Genomic DNA, 15,765 nt, shown 5'->3' with positions numbered 1-15,765 from the left:
TAATATGAAAGCAATAAAAAAACTCGTTTTTATATGTTTGGCAAGCATCTTAGGTTTATGCAGTGCTTGTATGAATGATAACCCTGATTTTGGAAGGGACGACGAAGGAACCGGGAATACAAATCAAGGCGAAGGACAGGTAAGACTTGCGGGAACAAGTGTTTCTGTTTCTGTGGATGTGCTGTCACGTGCGGACGGTAAAGCAATCAATACAGATGATTATATCATTCGGATTTATTCAACTGATAATAATTTATTGGTAAAGGAATATACAAGATATAGAGATATGCCGGAGATCTTGACCTTGAATGTGGGTAACTATAAGATTGAAGCATTATCACATGACGTAAAACCTGCTGAATGGGAAAAACCTTTCTATAAAGGAACCCAGACTTTTACAATAAAGAAAGATGAGGTTACATCGGTTGATGTAATTAAATGCTTCTTGCAGAATATAATGGTGACAGTCGATCTCAATGATGATTTGAAGCAGAAAGTCGGTGGTGACCAATCCATTACAATAAAAGTCGGTACAGGTGAACTGACTTTTAATAATAACGATATTGGAAGTGGACGTGCCGGATTCTTTGAAGCTGCCGAAGTAAGCAATATCATTATTGTTCATTTCCAGGGAACGGTAGATGGGGAATGGACAGAAGAGCAAACCAGTTTCAGCAATGTGAAAGGTGGAGAGCACCGGAACATTATGTTTAATCTGGAGATACCTTCAGTGGGTGACATGGGATTAAGCGTAAAGCTGGATGCGGTATGTAAGAAAGTGGATTTGCTTGCTTGGGCTAATCCGGGAGCAGAAGATATATTGCCGGAAGATCCATCTGTAAATCCTGGTACAAGTGCACCGACAATCGTAGGACAAGGTTTCAATATAATGGATGAGATAGAAGTCGAGAAAGACGAAACCAAAACTATTATTGTTAATATCACGGCAGATAATGGCATTCAAAATTTGAAAGTGAAGATTGATTCGGAGACTTTGACGCCTGAAATTCTGAAGTCGGTAGGCTTGTCTTCCGAATTTGATTTGGCACATCCTGCAAATGCTGATTTGGAGAAAGCGTTGAAGAGCTTAGGTTTCCCGGTGGGCAGTGAAGTGATCGGAGTGAAATATTTGGTGTTTGATATTACACAGTTTACCCCGCTACTCGGATTGTATGGACTTGCTTCTCATAATTTTATTATTACCGTTGTCGATCAGGCAAATAATACGAGAACAGCTACTTTAGCATTGAAATCAATAGCAAAGAAAACAGAATGAAAAAACTGATACATATATTAGTCATAGCTTTCATTGTTGGACTTGTTTGTGTCTCCTGCCGTGAAAGTGATCTGACAAATAATGGAGAGGGTGCATTATCTTTAAAGATAGGTGTTCAACGTGAATTACCCACTGTTTCTGCCGGAAAAACGAGAGCTACGCTTACCGATGAAGAATTGCTTCAGAAGTGTAAAGTGTATATCCGTAACGCGGAGGGCTTGGTGCGTAAATTCGCCACTTTGGATGAAATGCCGGAACAAATACTGTTAGTTCCCGACAATTATAAAGCGGAAGTTACTGCGGGTGATTCTGTAGCTGCATCTTTTACCGATTCTTATTTCAAGGGGACGAAAGAGTTTACAATTTCAAAAGGGACGGCTATTTCGGAATCAGTAGTGTGTGGCATTCGCAATACAGTAGTCAGTCTGGTTCTGTCTGACGAATTACAGGAGGCATTTCCTACTTATAAAATTACGGTGAGTAACCGATTGGGAACCTTGGAATATACACAGGATAATATATCCCAGCTTGGATATTTTATGCTGTTGGATGATGAAAACCAATTAAGATGGAATTTTGTTGGGCAACTTAACGGCAGTGAAACAGAAATAACCAAAAGTGGAGTTATTAATTTGGTGCGGAAAGCAACCAGATATGATTTGACTTTTAGTAATTCTTCCTCTGAAGTGGGTGGTGGCATGATTTCTGTAAATGTGGTTGAGACAGCTTTGACGACGGATGAGAAAGTAGATATACTAGCACGTCCTGTTATTAAGATAATCGAGAATGATCAGATTTATGAGTTGGATAATGCAGTTTATCGTGCGCAATTCGACAAGGAAACACCTATTGTTGTGCGGATGGCTGCCAGTGTGCCTTTTACTGAACTGAAAGTGACGAGTGCGGATTTTGCACGGTTGGGAATTACCCATTTTTCTTCTTTCGACTTGATGGAATTGACTGAAGTTCAGATAAGAGAACTGGATAATCTTGGATTTAGTATCCAATTTAATGCGGATATGACAAAGGTTCAGTTTGCATTTAAGGAAAACTTGAGAGAGATAATGACTAATTCGATTGACGACGGTAATAACACCTATCGATTTGACATTGAAGTAAGGGACCGGAATGGAAAAGATAGAGCGAAAACGTTGACGGTTATCGCTACAGATGCTTTGGTTGCTACCGAGGATATTGCTACACAGAACGATATTTGGTCAACAAAAGCCACTCTGTATGGTAGTCTGGTTGCTTCAGTTACAGAAATGAATTTCCGTTACCGGGCGCTTGGTTCCAATGACTGGATGTATTCGAATCAGGCTGTGTTGAATAATAAAATATTTACGAGTCAAATAACCGGACTTGAACCTGGTATAACCTATGAATATCAGGCAATGGCTGGTACTGTTGCAGCGAAAGAAACAAAACAATTCACTACAGAAGCTCCTGCGCAATTACCGAATGCCGGGTTTGAAGACTGGCATGGAAGTTCTCCTCTTTATATTTATAAGAGTGGTGGAGAAATGTTCTGGGATAGTGGTAATACGGGTTCTGCTACATTGAATAAGAATGTGACAACGTATGACGCAACCATTAAGCACAGCGGGAATTATTCTGCAAAATTACAGTCTCAATATGTGGCTCTTTTTGGAATTGGTGCTTTTGCTGCCGGAAATGTATTTGTTGGGAAGTTCCTGAAAATAGATGGAACAGACGGTATCTTACGGTTTGGACGTCCTTTCACTTCACGTCCATCGAAATTGGTGCTTTATTATAGATATGTAGCTGGTACGGTGGACTATTCAACATTGAGTGAGTTGCCGAAAAACAGTAAAGACATGGGCTCTATTTATATAGCATTGGGTGACTGGCCACATCAGACTTTTGAAGGAGAAACGGATATACCGGTACTTGTTAAGACAAAGCCTGCTGACAGGCAGCTTTTTGATTCAAATTCTTCGAATGTGATAGGCTATGGAGAGTGTATTCTTAAAGAGTCGACGGAGGGTGAAGGATTGATTAAACTGGAGATCCCGATTAACTATCGCTCTAACCGTAAACCGACTGATATTATTTTAGTGGGTAGTGCAAGTAGATATGGAGATTATTTTACCGGAAGTACGGGCAGTACTTTGTGGCTTGATGATTTGGAATTAATTTATGAATAAGCAAAGTATGAATTACTTTATCAAAACTTCATTCCTGATAATCTTGGGAATAATTGTTGGAACGACGCAAACATGCGCGCAACAGGAGTTCAAACGGAATATAGAAATGAGAACTTTCATTCCTAAGGGACAATGGATTGTGGGTAGTTCAGTTTCTTATTCTCAATACTCAAATGATAACTATCAGTTTCTGGTGATAGAGAATTTGAGTGGAGAAGGGTATGCTTTTAAAGTGAGTCCGGTATTGTGTTATGCTTTTAAGGATAATGTAGCTGCAGGTGGACGTTTTATGTATAGCCGGACGTATACCAAGCTAAATAATATCAGTGTAAATATTGATGAAGATACCAACTTTGATATTAGTAACCTGTATGAATTGAAGAACTCTTATTCGGGAATTGCTGTCTTGAGAAATTATATCAATTTAGGTACTAGCAAGCGTTTTGCATTATTCAATGAAGTGCAGTTAGAGTTGGGAGGTTCTGTTTCAAAAGTGGTGAACGGTAAAGGGGATGACCTGACAGGAGTATATCAGACTTCTTTGGATGCAAGTGTTGGTTTGAGTCCAGGTTTGGTTGCCTTTATCAATAATTATACGGCAGTGGAAGTAAGCATTGGTGTGTTGGGACTGAATGTCAGTCGAACCCATCAAGTGACGGACCGGATTTACGAAAGCAACCGTTCGTCGATGAGTGCCAATTTTAAAATTAATCTTTTCAGTATAGGACTGGGAATAGCTTTTTACCTTTAAAAAACAAGACGAATGTATAAACGGTTATTGGTAACAGTACTGGTGTCTGTATTCGTTTTCTCTTTGTGGGGAAAGACGGAAACGGTTTGTCAATCGTTGGAGGTAGAAGATTCTGTCCCCGTTTTTCAGAAGGATACGCTACCGGTAAAAGGGAGTTTGGACTTCCTGCGAATCAAACGTATCGGACGCTATGATCGTGGAATCATGAATTATCGTTTCATTCCTAAAGGGAAGTGGATCTCTGGTTTCACAATGTCATACTGGGACTACAATAGTGCGGATAATAAACTGCTGTTTGCCTACTTTGATAATTTTGATTGTGACGGGCGTAACCTTAATTTTTCTGTGTATGGCGGCTATGCCGTGCGTGATAATATGGTGTTGGGATTGAAGTTCGGATACCGGAATATGCGGGGAGCCTTGAATAATATCACGCTGAAAATTGATGATGATGTCGATTTCTCTTTGAAAGATTTAAAGTTGGAACAAAATTTGTATAACGTGTCGTTCTTTCATCGCTCTTATGTAGGTTTGGATGCCGGTAAACGATTTGGATTGTTCAATGAGACTGCTTTGACGTTCAATTTTGGAAAGTCTAAATTCGACCGTGGTGTAGAAGAAAATCTGGTTAATACTCAAACAGATATATTTGAGGTGCAATTGGGAATAAATCCGGGATTGGCTGTTTTTATCATGCAAAATGTAAGTATTGAATGTTCGCTCGGAATAGCCGGCATTCGTTACAGGCAGGAAAAACAGAAAAATAATCTGGGAGAGACGGGAAAACGGATGACGGGTGGATCTAACTTTAGGGTGAATCCTTTCAATATTAGTTTAGGATTGACGATTTGCTTATGATTTTATGAGACATAGAAAAAAATACATATTACTGTTCCTGCTTCTGGTTGTATGTGCCGGCTTGGTATTCTTTTATGGAATAAAAAGTGAGGGACAGGAAGACAAACAGGAGGTATTGTCATCAGTAGAGGATACTCATCAGGTACCTGAAGCTGCTGTGGACTCTGCCTGCCAGATAATTGGAGAAGTGGAGGAAAACGTGTCTCCAGCAGAGAATTCTGTGGAAAAGGTTGTGAAGAAGCCTGAAGAAAGAACAGTGGAGAAATCTGAAGAAAGATCAGTGGGGAAGTTTGTAGATAAAAAGCAGGCAGATAAAAGGCAGAAGGTTGCGTCTAAGAGAGAAGCAGTAGCTGTTCCGCCGGTTTCTTCAACGGATATAAAATTGGCTTCTGATGTTGTCAATACTCCTTTGAAGTTAGAAGGAACTATTTGTGACCTTGTATTGTCGGAGCGTCAACAGGATAGTAAAATAACAGCTGCACTTCCGGTTCACGCGGTTGAAACGGTTAAAAGAGAGTTCGATTGGAAAAGTGATACGTTAGAGACCAAGCGAGGCATTGATTTATTGAGAATCAAAAGGGTAGGGCGGTTTGATCGTGGCATTGTGAATTATCGCTTTATGCCTAAAGGAAAATGGATGTTTGGTACGGATTTTTCATTTTGGGATTATAACAGTGAGGACTCTAAATTATTGTTTACTTACCTCGATAATTTTGATTTTGAAGCACGTACCATTAATGTGGCTCCTTTTATCGGTTATTTTTTCAAAGATAATCAGGTAGTGGGTGTAAAGCTCGGTTATAAGCATACGGACGGTCATTTAGGCAATGTTAGTTTTAAGATTGATGATGACGTGAATTTCACTCTCAAGGAATTGAAGTTGAAAGAAGAGTTGTATAATTGCACCTTTTTCCATAGCTCCTATATCGGGTTGGATCCGGGAAAACGTTTCGGATTGTTCAATGAAACCAATCTGCGTTTGGGATTCGGACATTCGGAGTTTACAAGAGGTTCGGGCGAGAGTTTGAAGAATACCAAAACGAATATATTTGAGGCACAGTTGGGGATTAATCCCGGAGTGGCTGTCTTTATTATGCAAAATGTGAGTGTGGAATGTAGTGTGGGAGTGATAGGCTTGAAATACCGTAAGGAAAGTCAGGTGAATAATCTTGGTGAGAAAGGTTCCCGTACGAACGGTGGAGCCAACTTTAAAATAAATTTGTTTGATATTAATTTAGGATTAACTATAAGTATGTAATCATGAAAAGTAAAGGCAGAAATAGACTTTTATCCTTAATTATATGCATTTGCATTGCATTTGCTTTTTCATCATGCGTCAAGAACGATTTGCCGTATCCTGTTGTCAGATTGTCTATTACCGGCTTTGAGGTGAATGGACAGATTGGTAGTGCAGTCATTAATAATGAAGAACGTACAGTAACAGTAGACTTGCTCGATTCTGTGGATTTGAAGAAAGTGATTGTCACTCGTTTCGATTATTCGGAAGAGGCTAATACGGATTTGAAGGTGAATACAACGATTGATTTGTCTTCTCCTAAAGAAGTGGTATTGTCTTTGTATCAAGATTATCGATGGAAGATTATAGCCAACCAGACCGTCGAACGCGTATTTAGCGTCAAGAATCAGGTCGGAGGAGCTGTGATTGACGAAAAAGCTCGACAAGCTATCGTTTATGTCAATAAAAATACGATGCTCAACAAAATAACTGTGAAAGATTTGAAGCTGGGGCCGATCAGTTCTACCGTTTCGCCTGACTTTATCACTTTGAAGGACTTTACACAAGAGCAGAAAGTAAATGTGACATTTAAAGGAAAAACCGAAGAGTGGAGTTTGTACGCATTCATCACGGATAAGGTTGTCTTTACTAATTCGGCGGATGGCTGGACTAATGTAGCATGGCTTTATGGAGAAGGACAGGAGGATGTAGTGAACGGCTTTGAAATACGTGAAGCTTCATCAGAAGAATGGACAAGGGTAGATCAGGATATCGTTGTACAGAATGGAGTAAATTTCTATGTTTGTGTTCCGCATTTGAAAGCGGACACGGAATATGTGTGCCGTGCTTTGGTGGATGGTACAGAGGATCGTGGTGAAGAGATTACTTTTAGAACGACTGCTGCGATTCCTTTAACAGGTGGTACATTTGATAATTGGAATCAGAGTGGTAAAGTCTGGAACCCGTGGGGAAGTAATGAAACTCCTTTCTGGGATACCGGAAATCAAGGAGCTACAACCTTAGGTGACAGTAACTCTGTTCCTACCGAAGATATATGGTCGGGTAAAACAACCGGTATGGCTGCGAAGCTTGAGTCTAAGTTTGTGGGAGTAGGTTCTGCCGGAAAATTAGCTGCCGGTAACCTCTTTGTCGGTAAATATGTGGCAACCGACGGAACAAATGGTATCTTGAACTTTGGGCAATCGTTCTCTGCTTATCCTACTCATCTGAAAGGATATTATAAGTACCAGCCCGGAGTCATTGATAACTCTTCCATTGAATATAATTATTTAAAAGGAAGGACAGATACCTGCTCGATCTATATTGCCATTGGTGATTGGGATAGTCCGATTGAAATACGCACCAAACCTTCTAACCGGAAATTGTTTGATAAAAATGATAAGCATGTGATTGCTTATGCTGAATTTACATCGGGAACTCCTGTTGCCGTGTATAAGGAATTTGACTTGAAACTGGAATATAGGGCTACGAACAGAAAACCAACCTATATCGTCCTGGTATGTTCTGCAAGCAAATATGGTGATTTCTTTACTGGAGCGTCCGGTAGTGTGCTTTATGTGGATGAGTTTAGTCTGGAATACGATTATGATAACTGATTGGCTTTATAGCATATAACGAAGATAATCTGTTAGTGTCCGGTCATTTACCCATTATTCCTATAGGCCAATGGACTCATGCCAACATATCGTTTAAAGTATTTGCCGAAGAACGATGTGTTGGCAAAATTGAGTGAATCGGAAATTTCTTGAATAGAGAGTCTTGTCGATTTCAATTGTGATTTGGCATCCATGATGACCATGTGAGAAATAATTTCTATGCATGTGTTCCCAGTAACCTGTTTTACTATAGTACAGAGGTGGTTGTGTGTAATTTTTAGTTTCTCAGCATACCATGCTACATTGCGTGTCTGATTATAATTTTGCATCACTAGTTGAGTGAAATTCTTGTAAATCAGCTCATTTTTTGATAGATTCTCTGTTGTATTTTGCAGCCGGTTTTTATACATGGCGGCTATTCCTGCGTGTATGTTATTATATAGATGTGGAGTAATACTTTTGCGTGTTGTTTCGTCGAAAAAGGAATAAAGTTTTATTAAAAAATGAAGATATTCTTCCAATAGCTTGGCGCCCTCCGGTTTCAATGAGATGATCGGTCTTCCCAGTGTCACAAATAAGGTATCAATTGCTGCATGGTTTAAACTAGCCTGTTCTATATATTTGGATGAGAAGCCGCCGAAGTAAAGGACAGGCTCTCCATTTAGACTGTGTATCTGAATAATACTTCCCGGCATAATTGTTACGAAATCATTAGCGTGTACTGTGAAGTGGTTCAGATTGACTGAAGCTTCTATTTCTCCATCCATGCATAATACGAAAATCTCCGATTTTAATCGGCATGGAAAATTCGTGTACAAGTTGAGTAAATCCTTATTAATACCTGTACCAATGAGCCATTCTTCTGGCAAGTCTATTTTAGGTAATTCTTTATTCATCATGCATTCTCTTTATGCAAAGGTAACCGATTTTGGGAAATAGAAGTCTTTTTTATTTCCCCAAAAATATATTGGCTGGTGAAAAAATGGTGTTTTATAAAAGAAATATGGTGTTTTTCTTCAAAATGGAACAGAAACAAGAAAAATAGACCTTGTGTTATATTAAATTAGATTGTTATTTTGCAACGTGAAATTTGGGCATTGGTGCGATGGTATATCGCGCGTTTGCTAGTATTAATTAAAAAGAGAATTTAGAAATGAAAAAGAAATTATTTTATTATCTGTTTGCAGTATTGTGTACTGCGACATTGTTTACGTCTTGTAGTGATGATGACGATGAAGTGAAATATCCGATAGATACAGAATTGGCTGGAGGCTATGTTGGTAATCTGTCTGTGAATGTGGATGGTAATCAAATGGGAACTACCGAAAATCAAAAAATCACAATTTCACAGTCTAATAAGGAAACTAACCAAATTGCATTATCATTGAAGAATTTTACTTTTTTGGTAAATGTTGGTGATATTGAAGTTGATCCTTGCACTGTGAAAGCTATAGATGGTGGTTATGCTTTTGAAGGTCAACAGAATCTAGATTTGGTACAGCCACTTGGTAATTGCCCTGTTAGTATTTCTGGTACTGTGAAAGGTAGCAATATTAATATTGAAATAGGTGTAAAGGTTGGTGCTCCTTTAAATCAAAATGTAAAGGCTACTTTTGTTGGTCGTAAATTGACAGGTAGTGAAAGTTCGGAGGCTAAAATAATAAGTTTTATTTTGGACGATGATATTGTAACAGAACAACCTATTATTAATGAAGAGGAAGGAATAGTAACTTTTAAGGTTAGCGATGCTGCTGTTGATGACGATTTGTCTGGAATGATTCCTACTATTGTGGTATCATCGAAAGCTAAAATAACTCCAGCTTCAGGTGTTGCGCAGGATTTCTCGAATGGCAAAAAGGTGGAATATACTGTCACTGCTGAAGATGGTACAACTAAAAAATATTCAGTTTTTATAGCTGGATCTTCTGACTACTATTCTTTTGAGACCTGGAAGTCTTTAAATGATGGAGCTTTTGAAGAACCGGATGGGGGATGGGCTACTTCTAACACAGGTGTGTGGTTTATAAAGACTGTTTATCCTGATGTATATAATGGTGACTATCCCGTTGTTAAAAGTGAGGATGCTAAAGATGGTGCTGTTGGAGTGAAATTGATAACATTGGATACTAAAGGACAAGCAGGGGCTGATTGGGGTTTTATTAAAATACCAGCTATTCCTAAAGTGACTTCTGGTTCTTTATTTTTAGGGACATTTGAAACTGATATTCAGAATACATTGAATAGTACTAAGTTTGGTAATCCATATTATTCTAAACCTATTTCTGTACAATTCTCTTATAAATATACTCCGGGGGCAGTGTATTATACATGCCCTGATCCGGTAAAAGCTGAAGCAGTTACTGAAGATCCTAATACAACTGATGAATGTAGTGTAACTGCTGTTATTTATGAAGTGCCATATTGGGAGACGGTGGACCCTGATGATGCTAATAATAAAGCTTATGATAAACGATTGACTGGGGCAAATTTATATACTAATACAGATCAAGTTATAGCAATGGCAACATTCTCTAGTGGTGTCCAAGAAGATTATAAAGATATTACCCTTACTTTGAACTATGAGAAAGATTATGATCCTACTAAAAAGTATCGATTTGCTATTGTATTTTCTTCTAGTAAAAATGGTGATAAATTTAGTGGAGCACCTGGGAGTACTTTGATAGTGGACAATGTGAAAGTTGTAGCTGAAAAATAGTAGATATAGAATAAATATAATTGTAACCATTCTATTTTCCGCCTTGACATAAGTTGTTAGCCGCCATATCTTTGCGCCGTAACCTTTAACAAGAATGATTATGGCAAAAGAAAAAGTAAACTATCAGGAGGTATATGACCTCTACCAGTTATGCAGCGAGACCAAAGATCTTCGAGAGTTCTGTGCTGATTATGGTGTAAATTACGACAAGTTCATGAACTGGCAGCGTCACCAGTTGTGGAGTGAGAAGTTAGGCAAGACAGTCCAGGTTGAGCAGCCCAAGGTTGCCAAAGTCCAGATAACCGGGAAACCATGCAATAGTCCAACTGTGAAGTTGGACGTGAAACATCCTGAAGGTGAACCACCAATAAAATGGATCAAGTTACAGCTGGCGTCTGGCGCAACACTGTTCCTGAGAAACACCACCGTTCTTGATTTGAGCCTGTTGCTTAATAAAATGATAGGATGATATGCTTGGACTGAGTGCTAACCTTAACTATTACCTGTTTAACGGTAATGTTGATTTGCGGAAAGGCATTTTCCGTCTGTGTGAGAGTATAAGGGAAGAAATGTCCCTTGACCCGAGCGATGCGTCCAATGTATATATGTTCATGTCCCGGAACCGAAAGGTTGTGAAGATACTTCATTACGAACGCGGTTTTTATGTGCTTTACGAAAAACGTCCTGTTATGGGCAAATTCAAGAAACCTGTATTTGATGAAGTCTCCAGGTGCTACCGGATACAGTGGTCGGACATGGCTTATCTTACGGAAAGCATTGTAGTTGACAAGATGTACGTTAGTCCGAAAGGCTAATATTAACATACTGATTATCAACAGGATAGTATAAAAAATAAACGGTAAAAAGTTTGCGTAAGTGCCTGATTTTTCGTACCTTTATATCATGATTGATGAAAGAGCATACGAGTTACTTTGCTGCCAGCTGGGTCTGGCGAATGAGGAAAAGGCAGGTCTTCGCAAACAGAATAAAGAATTGATTGCGAGGCTTGAGTCTATTGAAGAATCCAACAGGGAGAACTCTAAAAATCTGATAGATACCATCAATGATCTCAAAGATACCATCGAAAAGCAGTCAACCACGGTTGAACATTACAGGAAAGAAATGGAACTTATGAGAAAGCAGCTTGAAGCAAAGGATGAGGTGAACAGGATGCTGGCAAACGAGATCTCCAATCTCAGACTTCAGCTTGAGGACAGCAGGAAACACCGTTTCGGCCGTACTTCCGAGCAAAGAAGGCTGTTGAACAACCGTAATCTCGACAAGTCCGCTCTGGAACAATCCGAGTATGACGGTTCTGACAGGAAGGATGATAATAATAAGACCGATGATAACGAAACCGGCAGCAATACCTCTTCCGGCAACATACCTGCCCAGAACAGCAAACCTTCAAGGAGAAAGGAAACCGCACCACGTGCCGGGAAAACAAAATTGAAAGTTGACAAGGTGGTAGTACATGAAGTGGACGAGTATTACACGCTTCCAGAAGGGGGACGGTTTATGAACCGCAACGGTATGCCTGATGTGTGGGAATACAGGGTCATAGAACATGTAAGGGCTTATAACGTGGAGCATGTTTACAAGGTGGCAAGGGTAAAGCTTGCGGACGGCACTTTCACAAGCACCATGGAACATCCGCTGAAAAACCTTGGAGGTATCTTCTCTCCTGAACTGCTTGCCCGTCTGCTTTGTCTGAAATATGACTTCAGCATGCCTGAGAACAGACAGATAAGACTGCTTGCAAGAGAGGGTATCCACATAAGCAATACCACGCTGAACAGCTATATCCATAACGGAATCGCCAAACTAAGGGAGTTCATGGAAGATGTCTTCAAGGAGTTTGTACAGAGAGCTAATTACCTTATGGTTGATGAGACTACTGAGCTTGTTGGAGTGGAAACAAAGGAAGGTAAGGCTTACAGGAGAAAGTACTTATGGGCTTTCTTTGCCAAGCATATTAAGATGGTCTATTATCACTATAATAACGGCAGCAGGTCGTCCGATGCGGCAAAATCATTCCTGGAATATTTTATGGGAACCATATCCACTGACGGATATACGGTTTACAGGATGTTTGACGGAGACGACTCAAAGGTGCTTCATATAGGATGCTGGACGCATTGTAGAAGGTTGTGGGTTGATGCCCTGCCTTCAGACAGAACAGCGATGGACATAATAGATCCTATCGGTGAGATGTTCAGAAATGAAGACCTGTTCCGTATGATGAAACTCAGCGGTGAGCAGATTAAGGAAAGAAGGCTTAAGCTAACAGGACCGATTCTTGAACGTATCCATCATAAGGTGGTCATTATGATGCAGGATGCGAAGATTATGGCTAACGAACTGATGAGAAAGGCCGTGAACTATACGATAAACCAGTGGAAATCCTTGAGAAATATCCTCAAGGACGGTTCAGCAGAAATCTCGAACAACCTCTGTGAGCAAAGGATGAAACCTGTAAAGCTGCTGCTCAAGAACTGTATGAACGTTGGCAGTGAGGATGCGGCAGAAAACTCTGCATTCACCTTCTCTCTGATAGAAAGCTGTAAGTTGAACGGCATAGACCCTCAGAATTACCTGAAACACTTGTTTGAATGTATTCTTCATGGTAAGGACTGCGACAAGAAGGCTCTTCTGCCATGTTTCTATAAACCGGAATGTTAAAACAAAAATATTTTCTTACGGGCATTTTTATTTTATCGGCTGAAAGACAGCCGATAAAATTGGCGTGGCGGAAAATAGTATGGTTACAATATAATTTAGTTTTATTTCCCTTCACTCTTGTTCTTTATTATCATCTGAAGAATAAATGAGTGGAGGGATTTTTGTAGTTGTTGATAGTTATTCTAGGGTATGAAGTTTAAGGTGTAGATGAAGAATGTACCGTAATTAAATTATATGTTATGAGTGTTGGTCTATTGAGACGTCCATTTTTCTTAGACACTACTCCTGTATTTATTGATTTAGCCCATACATAAATGAAAAAACTACGAGAAGAATTCTCGTAGTTTTTTATTGACACAATATTTGGATCGTTTAATATAACAATATACTAAAATGCATATCCAAATCCTATATTCAAATAAATAGGATACATGGCAAATGAGATTGTATCAAAATCTTTTTTGAAAATATCATTCAACCCCCACGTTAAGTCGGCGTATACATTTAGATGTTTAAATGCTCTCCATTCACCGCCTAGTTGTAGTCCCCATTGGAATTTTCGGAGATTTTCGGAGAAATCATAGGTAGCTATGCTTTCCCCAGAGAAAACTACTCGTGAGCCAGTTTGGTCTGGGGTACGTAAATGACCGTCGTATACATGTCCGGAGAATCCCCTTTCGATGAGGTATGATATGTATGGGCCTGCAGACAATTTCCAACGGTTGCTTATCTTATAGTTAGCAACTACCGGAATTGTCAGATATGAATTTTTAACTTTGGTCTTTACTCCTCCTGTCCATAATCCTTGTAATTCTCCACCATTAGTATTAATAATTTTCATACCGTAATTTTTTACGGTAGCTTCGGTGGTCATATTCTTATTTTCAAGTCGTACTCCTACAGTCATCCCCCATTTGGGATCGAACCACTTAGTCGCATTACCTTCAATTGAAATTGCGATTCCTGGCGCATAACTATCAATTTTACGGATTTCTTTTGGTAGAGGTAATGGTGAAGTCCCACCAATACTGAAACCGGCCTTTATTCCATATTCCCATCCATGTAGATAAGACCAGATGATACCTTGATTTCTTTCTTCCTGTGCTTGAGCTGTGAATATGCTTACAAATAGCAGCACAACTATAATATTGATTGATTGATATTTTTTCATTGTATTAGTTTTTTTATTCTTTACAAATAAGTTCTAGCTCATCAACGTATAGAGTGCTACCGACAGCTCCTCTAAAATAGGCGCCATCTACGCTGGATGATAGTACAATACCTAATTTATATTTACCGTTTTGTAGTTTCGTATCGTCAATTTCTCGTCCTTTTACTGATTCGAAATGTATAGTAAACTCATTCCATTCATCTGATTCAACAATATCTTCAGGTTCTATTCGTGCTAATAATACCAATTTATCAGAGTTAAATACGTTATCACCATTAAGCATGATAGAATTATTTTCTGCCTCATACATAACAGCATAAATATCACATTTGTCCCTTTTTCCGGTTTGTGGCTGTCCTTCTACAGAATAAACTTCCCCAGCTTTAAATTTATAATATCCTTTAAGTGCTATGGGATGTTTATAAAATTGAAAACCAAAGTTCGTTGCTTTTCTAGGATTTGTCAGTGCATTTTCTACTTCAAATGTCCCGATAAATAAATTTCCAGCAGCAATATACATTTTTACCATTGCACCAAAATCTCCAGTATTACGAGTTTCTAGCTTTACAGCCTTACCTTTAAAACCATTTGCAACTTGTACTGTTGGGTAATCTATTCTAGAATTAGCCATACCCGTTAATTTAAAACCGGGATTACCGCTTGACCATTGTAATACTTTAGATATTTCTTGTGAGGTTGCAGGTGTAAATTCGTAAAATGTATCGTATTCACTGGAGGTTGTCAGTAATTCTTCAAATTTGAAAAGGGTAGGTAATTCCGCTAAAATCACATTAACGGTATAAACAGGCTGCCATTGACCGTCTTCTGATGTAACAGTGAATTTACGGGAGTGCGGTTCTTCGCTGAAATCATAGGTAGATTCAGTATCTCCAGTTATTGGAGTATTTACTTTAATTGTAGCTCCTTGTGGAAGTGTAAATTCTAATTTTTGTTTGGAAAGGTCGGCTCCTTTATTTACATATACATTGATTACTTTAGAATCTGCATCGATATTTGCCAATTGCACATCATCGCCTGAACAAACATCAATGGCTGCTTCTGAATTTAATGCTTCATCCTGTATGCAGGAAGATATTGCACATGTAAAGATGAAATAGGCTATTAAAGTCTTAATTTTCATTTGATTTTCCTTTTTAGTTTACTAATTCAGTCTCTTTTATAAAACTTGGTTGCAAAGTTAAGTTTCTTTTTTGAAATGCAGTACTTCATCACTTAAGTAATTCAATAAAATTAGCGCCTTTTTAAAATTAATGTTATAAATGAATTATT

At 38.8% G+C, this 15,765-nt stretch carries 13 protein-coding genes; 10 read left to right on the top strand and 3 right to left on the bottom strand.

The window, feature by feature from the left end; genetic code table 11:
- The first annotated feature begins 4 nt into the window (after positions 1 to 4).
- The 6 genes from Bovatus_RS09955 to Bovatus_RS09930 are packed head-to-tail and all read left to right on the top strand — an operon-like array spanning position 5 to position 7,906.
- Complete coding sequence (locus Bovatus_RS09955; protein WP_004321783.1) at positions 5 to 1,276, top strand: DUF4493 domain-containing protein; 1,272 nt, start codon at positions 5 to 7, stop codon at positions 1,274 to 1,276.
- Positions 1,273 to 3,444 carry a DUF4493 domain-containing protein gene (locus Bovatus_RS09950; protein WP_004298005.1) on the top strand — a complete coding sequence of 724 codons (2,172 nt, stop codon included), beginning with the start codon at positions 1,273 to 1,275 and terminating at the stop codon, positions 3,442 to 3,444. Before Bovatus_RS09955 ends, Bovatus_RS09950 begins: the two co-directional genes overlap by 4 nt.
- 7 nt (positions 3,445 to 3,451) lie before the next feature.
- On the top strand, positions 3,452 to 4,195 hold the full coding sequence (locus Bovatus_RS09945) for a hypothetical protein (protein WP_004306842.1): 744 nt from the start codon (positions 3,452 to 3,454) through the stop codon (positions 4,193 to 4,195).
- Between the two features lie 12 nt (positions 4,196 to 4,207).
- Positions 4,208 to 5,053 carry a hypothetical protein gene (locus Bovatus_RS09940; protein WP_004298008.1) on the top strand — a complete coding sequence of 282 codons (846 nt, stop codon included), beginning with the start codon at positions 4,208 to 4,210 and terminating at the stop codon, positions 5,051 to 5,053.
- 4 nt (positions 5,054 to 5,057) lie between these two features.
- On the top strand, positions 5,058 to 6,311 hold the full coding sequence (locus Bovatus_RS09935; protein WP_004298010.1) for a hypothetical protein: 1,254 nt from the start codon (positions 5,058 to 5,060) through the stop codon (positions 6,309 to 6,311).
- Between the two features lie 2 nt (positions 6,312 to 6,313).
- Complete coding sequence (locus Bovatus_RS09930; protein ID WP_004298011.1) at positions 6,314 to 7,906, top strand: PCMD domain-containing protein; 1,593 nt, start codon at positions 6,314 to 6,316, stop codon at positions 7,904 to 7,906.
- 47 nt (positions 7,907 to 7,953) lie between these two features.
- Here the strand turns inward: Bovatus_RS09930 and Bovatus_RS09925 are convergent, their stop codons facing one another.
- Positions 7,954 to 8,802, bottom strand: coding sequence for a helix-turn-helix domain-containing protein (locus Bovatus_RS09925; protein WP_004306845.1), 849 nt, complete (start codon positions 8,800 to 8,802; stop codon positions 7,954 to 7,956).
- 257 nt (positions 8,803 to 9,059) lie between these two features.
- On the opposite strand from Bovatus_RS09925, the gene Bovatus_RS09920 reads away from it, so the two are divergent.
- From Bovatus_RS09920 to tnpC, 4 genes are all read left to right on the top strand, one after another.
- On the top strand, positions 9,060 to 10,622 hold the full coding sequence (locus tag Bovatus_RS09920) for a PCMD domain-containing protein (RefSeq protein WP_004298014.1): 1,563 nt from the start codon (positions 9,060 to 9,062) through the stop codon (positions 10,620 to 10,622).
- Between the two features lie 100 nt (positions 10,623 to 10,722).
- A complete protein-coding gene (locus tag Bovatus_RS09915) occupies positions 10,723 to 11,091 on the top strand; it encodes a hypothetical protein (protein ID WP_170834904.1) in 369 nt (122 codons plus the stop codon).
- A gap of 1 nt (position 11,092) precedes the next feature.
- The gene (gene tnpB, locus Bovatus_RS09910; protein ID WP_004297053.1) at positions 11,093 to 11,437 is read left to right on the top strand and encodes an IS66 family insertion sequence element accessory protein TnpB; all 345 of its coding nucleotides are present in this window, start codon (positions 11,093 to 11,095) and stop codon (positions 11,435 to 11,437) included.
- An 88-nt stretch (positions 11,438 to 11,525) separates the two neighbouring features.
- On the top strand, positions 11,526 to 13,304 hold the full coding sequence (gene tnpC / locus Bovatus_RS09905; protein ID WP_004300191.1) for an IS66 family transposase: 1,779 nt from the start codon (positions 11,526 to 11,528) through the stop codon (positions 13,302 to 13,304).
- 388 nt (positions 13,305 to 13,692) lie between these two features.
- Here tnpC and Bovatus_RS09900 read toward each other — a convergent pair whose 3' ends face one another.
- Both Bovatus_RS09900 and Bovatus_RS09895 read right to left on the bottom strand, forming a co-directional pair.
- The gene (locus Bovatus_RS09900; RefSeq protein ID WP_004297659.1) at positions 13,693 to 14,475 is read right to left on the bottom strand and encodes a porin family protein; all 783 of its coding nucleotides are present in this window, start codon (positions 14,473 to 14,475) and stop codon (positions 13,693 to 13,695) included.
- A 13-nt stretch (positions 14,476 to 14,488) separates the two neighbouring features.
- A complete protein-coding gene (locus Bovatus_RS09895) occupies positions 14,489 to 15,616 on the bottom strand; it encodes a PCMD domain-containing protein (RefSeq protein WP_004297660.1) in 1,128 nt (375 codons plus the stop codon).
- Positions 15,617 to 15,765 lie beyond the last annotated feature (149 nt).

This window comes from Bacteroides ovatus (assembly GCF_001314995.1).
GTDB classification, from domain to species: domain Bacteria; phylum Bacteroidota; class Bacteroidia; order Bacteroidales; family Bacteroidaceae; genus Bacteroides; species Bacteroides ovatus.
Note: the sequence above shows the minus strand (reverse complement) of the source record. Positions and strands in the feature narration are given on the sequence as shown.

What these genes read in the sequence shown, in the direction of transcription:
- Bovatus_RS09955 (WP_004321783.1), top strand. Translation starts at nt 5, where the DNA reads ATGAAAGCAATAAAAAAACTCGTTTTTATATGTTTGGCAAGCATCTTA.
- Bovatus_RS09950 (WP_004298005.1), top strand. Translation starts at nt 1,273, where the DNA reads ATGAAAAAACTGATACATATATTAGTCATAGCTTTCATTGTTGGACTT.
- Bovatus_RS09945 (WP_004306842.1), top strand. Translation starts at nt 3,452, where the DNA reads ATGAATTACTTTATCAAAACTTCATTCCTGATAATCTTGGGAATAATT.
- Bovatus_RS09940 (WP_004298008.1), top strand. Translation starts at nt 4,208, where the DNA reads ATGTATAAACGGTTATTGGTAACAGTACTGGTGTCTGTATTCGTTTTC.
- Bovatus_RS09935 (WP_004298010.1), top strand. Translation starts at nt 5,058, where the DNA reads ATGAGACATAGAAAAAAATACATATTACTGTTCCTGCTTCTGGTTGTA.
- Bovatus_RS09930 (WP_004298011.1), top strand. Translation starts at nt 6,314, where the DNA reads ATGAAAAGTAAAGGCAGAAATAGACTTTTATCCTTAATTATATGCATT.
- Bovatus_RS09925 (WP_004306845.1), bottom strand. Translation starts at nt 8,802, where the DNA reads ATGAATAAAGAATTACCTAAAATAGACTTGCCAGAAGAATGGCTCATT.
- Bovatus_RS09920 (WP_004298014.1), top strand. Translation starts at nt 9,060, where the DNA reads ATGAAAAAGAAATTATTTTATTATCTGTTTGCAGTATTGTGTACTGCG.
- Bovatus_RS09915 (WP_170834904.1), top strand. Translation starts at nt 10,723, where the DNA reads ATGGCAAAAGAAAAAGTAAACTATCAGGAGGTATATGACCTCTACCAG.
- tnpB (WP_004297053.1), top strand. Translation starts at nt 11,093, where the DNA reads ATGCTTGGACTGAGTGCTAACCTTAACTATTACCTGTTTAACGGTAAT.
- tnpC (WP_004300191.1), top strand. Translation starts at nt 11,526, where the DNA reads ATGATTGATGAAAGAGCATACGAGTTACTTTGCTGCCAGCTGGGTCTG.
- Bovatus_RS09900 (WP_004297659.1), bottom strand. Translation starts at nt 14,475, where the DNA reads ATGAAAAAATATCAATCAATCAATATTATAGTTGTGCTGCTATTTGTA.
- Bovatus_RS09895 (WP_004297660.1), bottom strand. Translation starts at nt 15,616, where the DNA reads ATGAAAATTAAGACTTTAATAGCCTATTTCATCTTTACATGTGCAATA.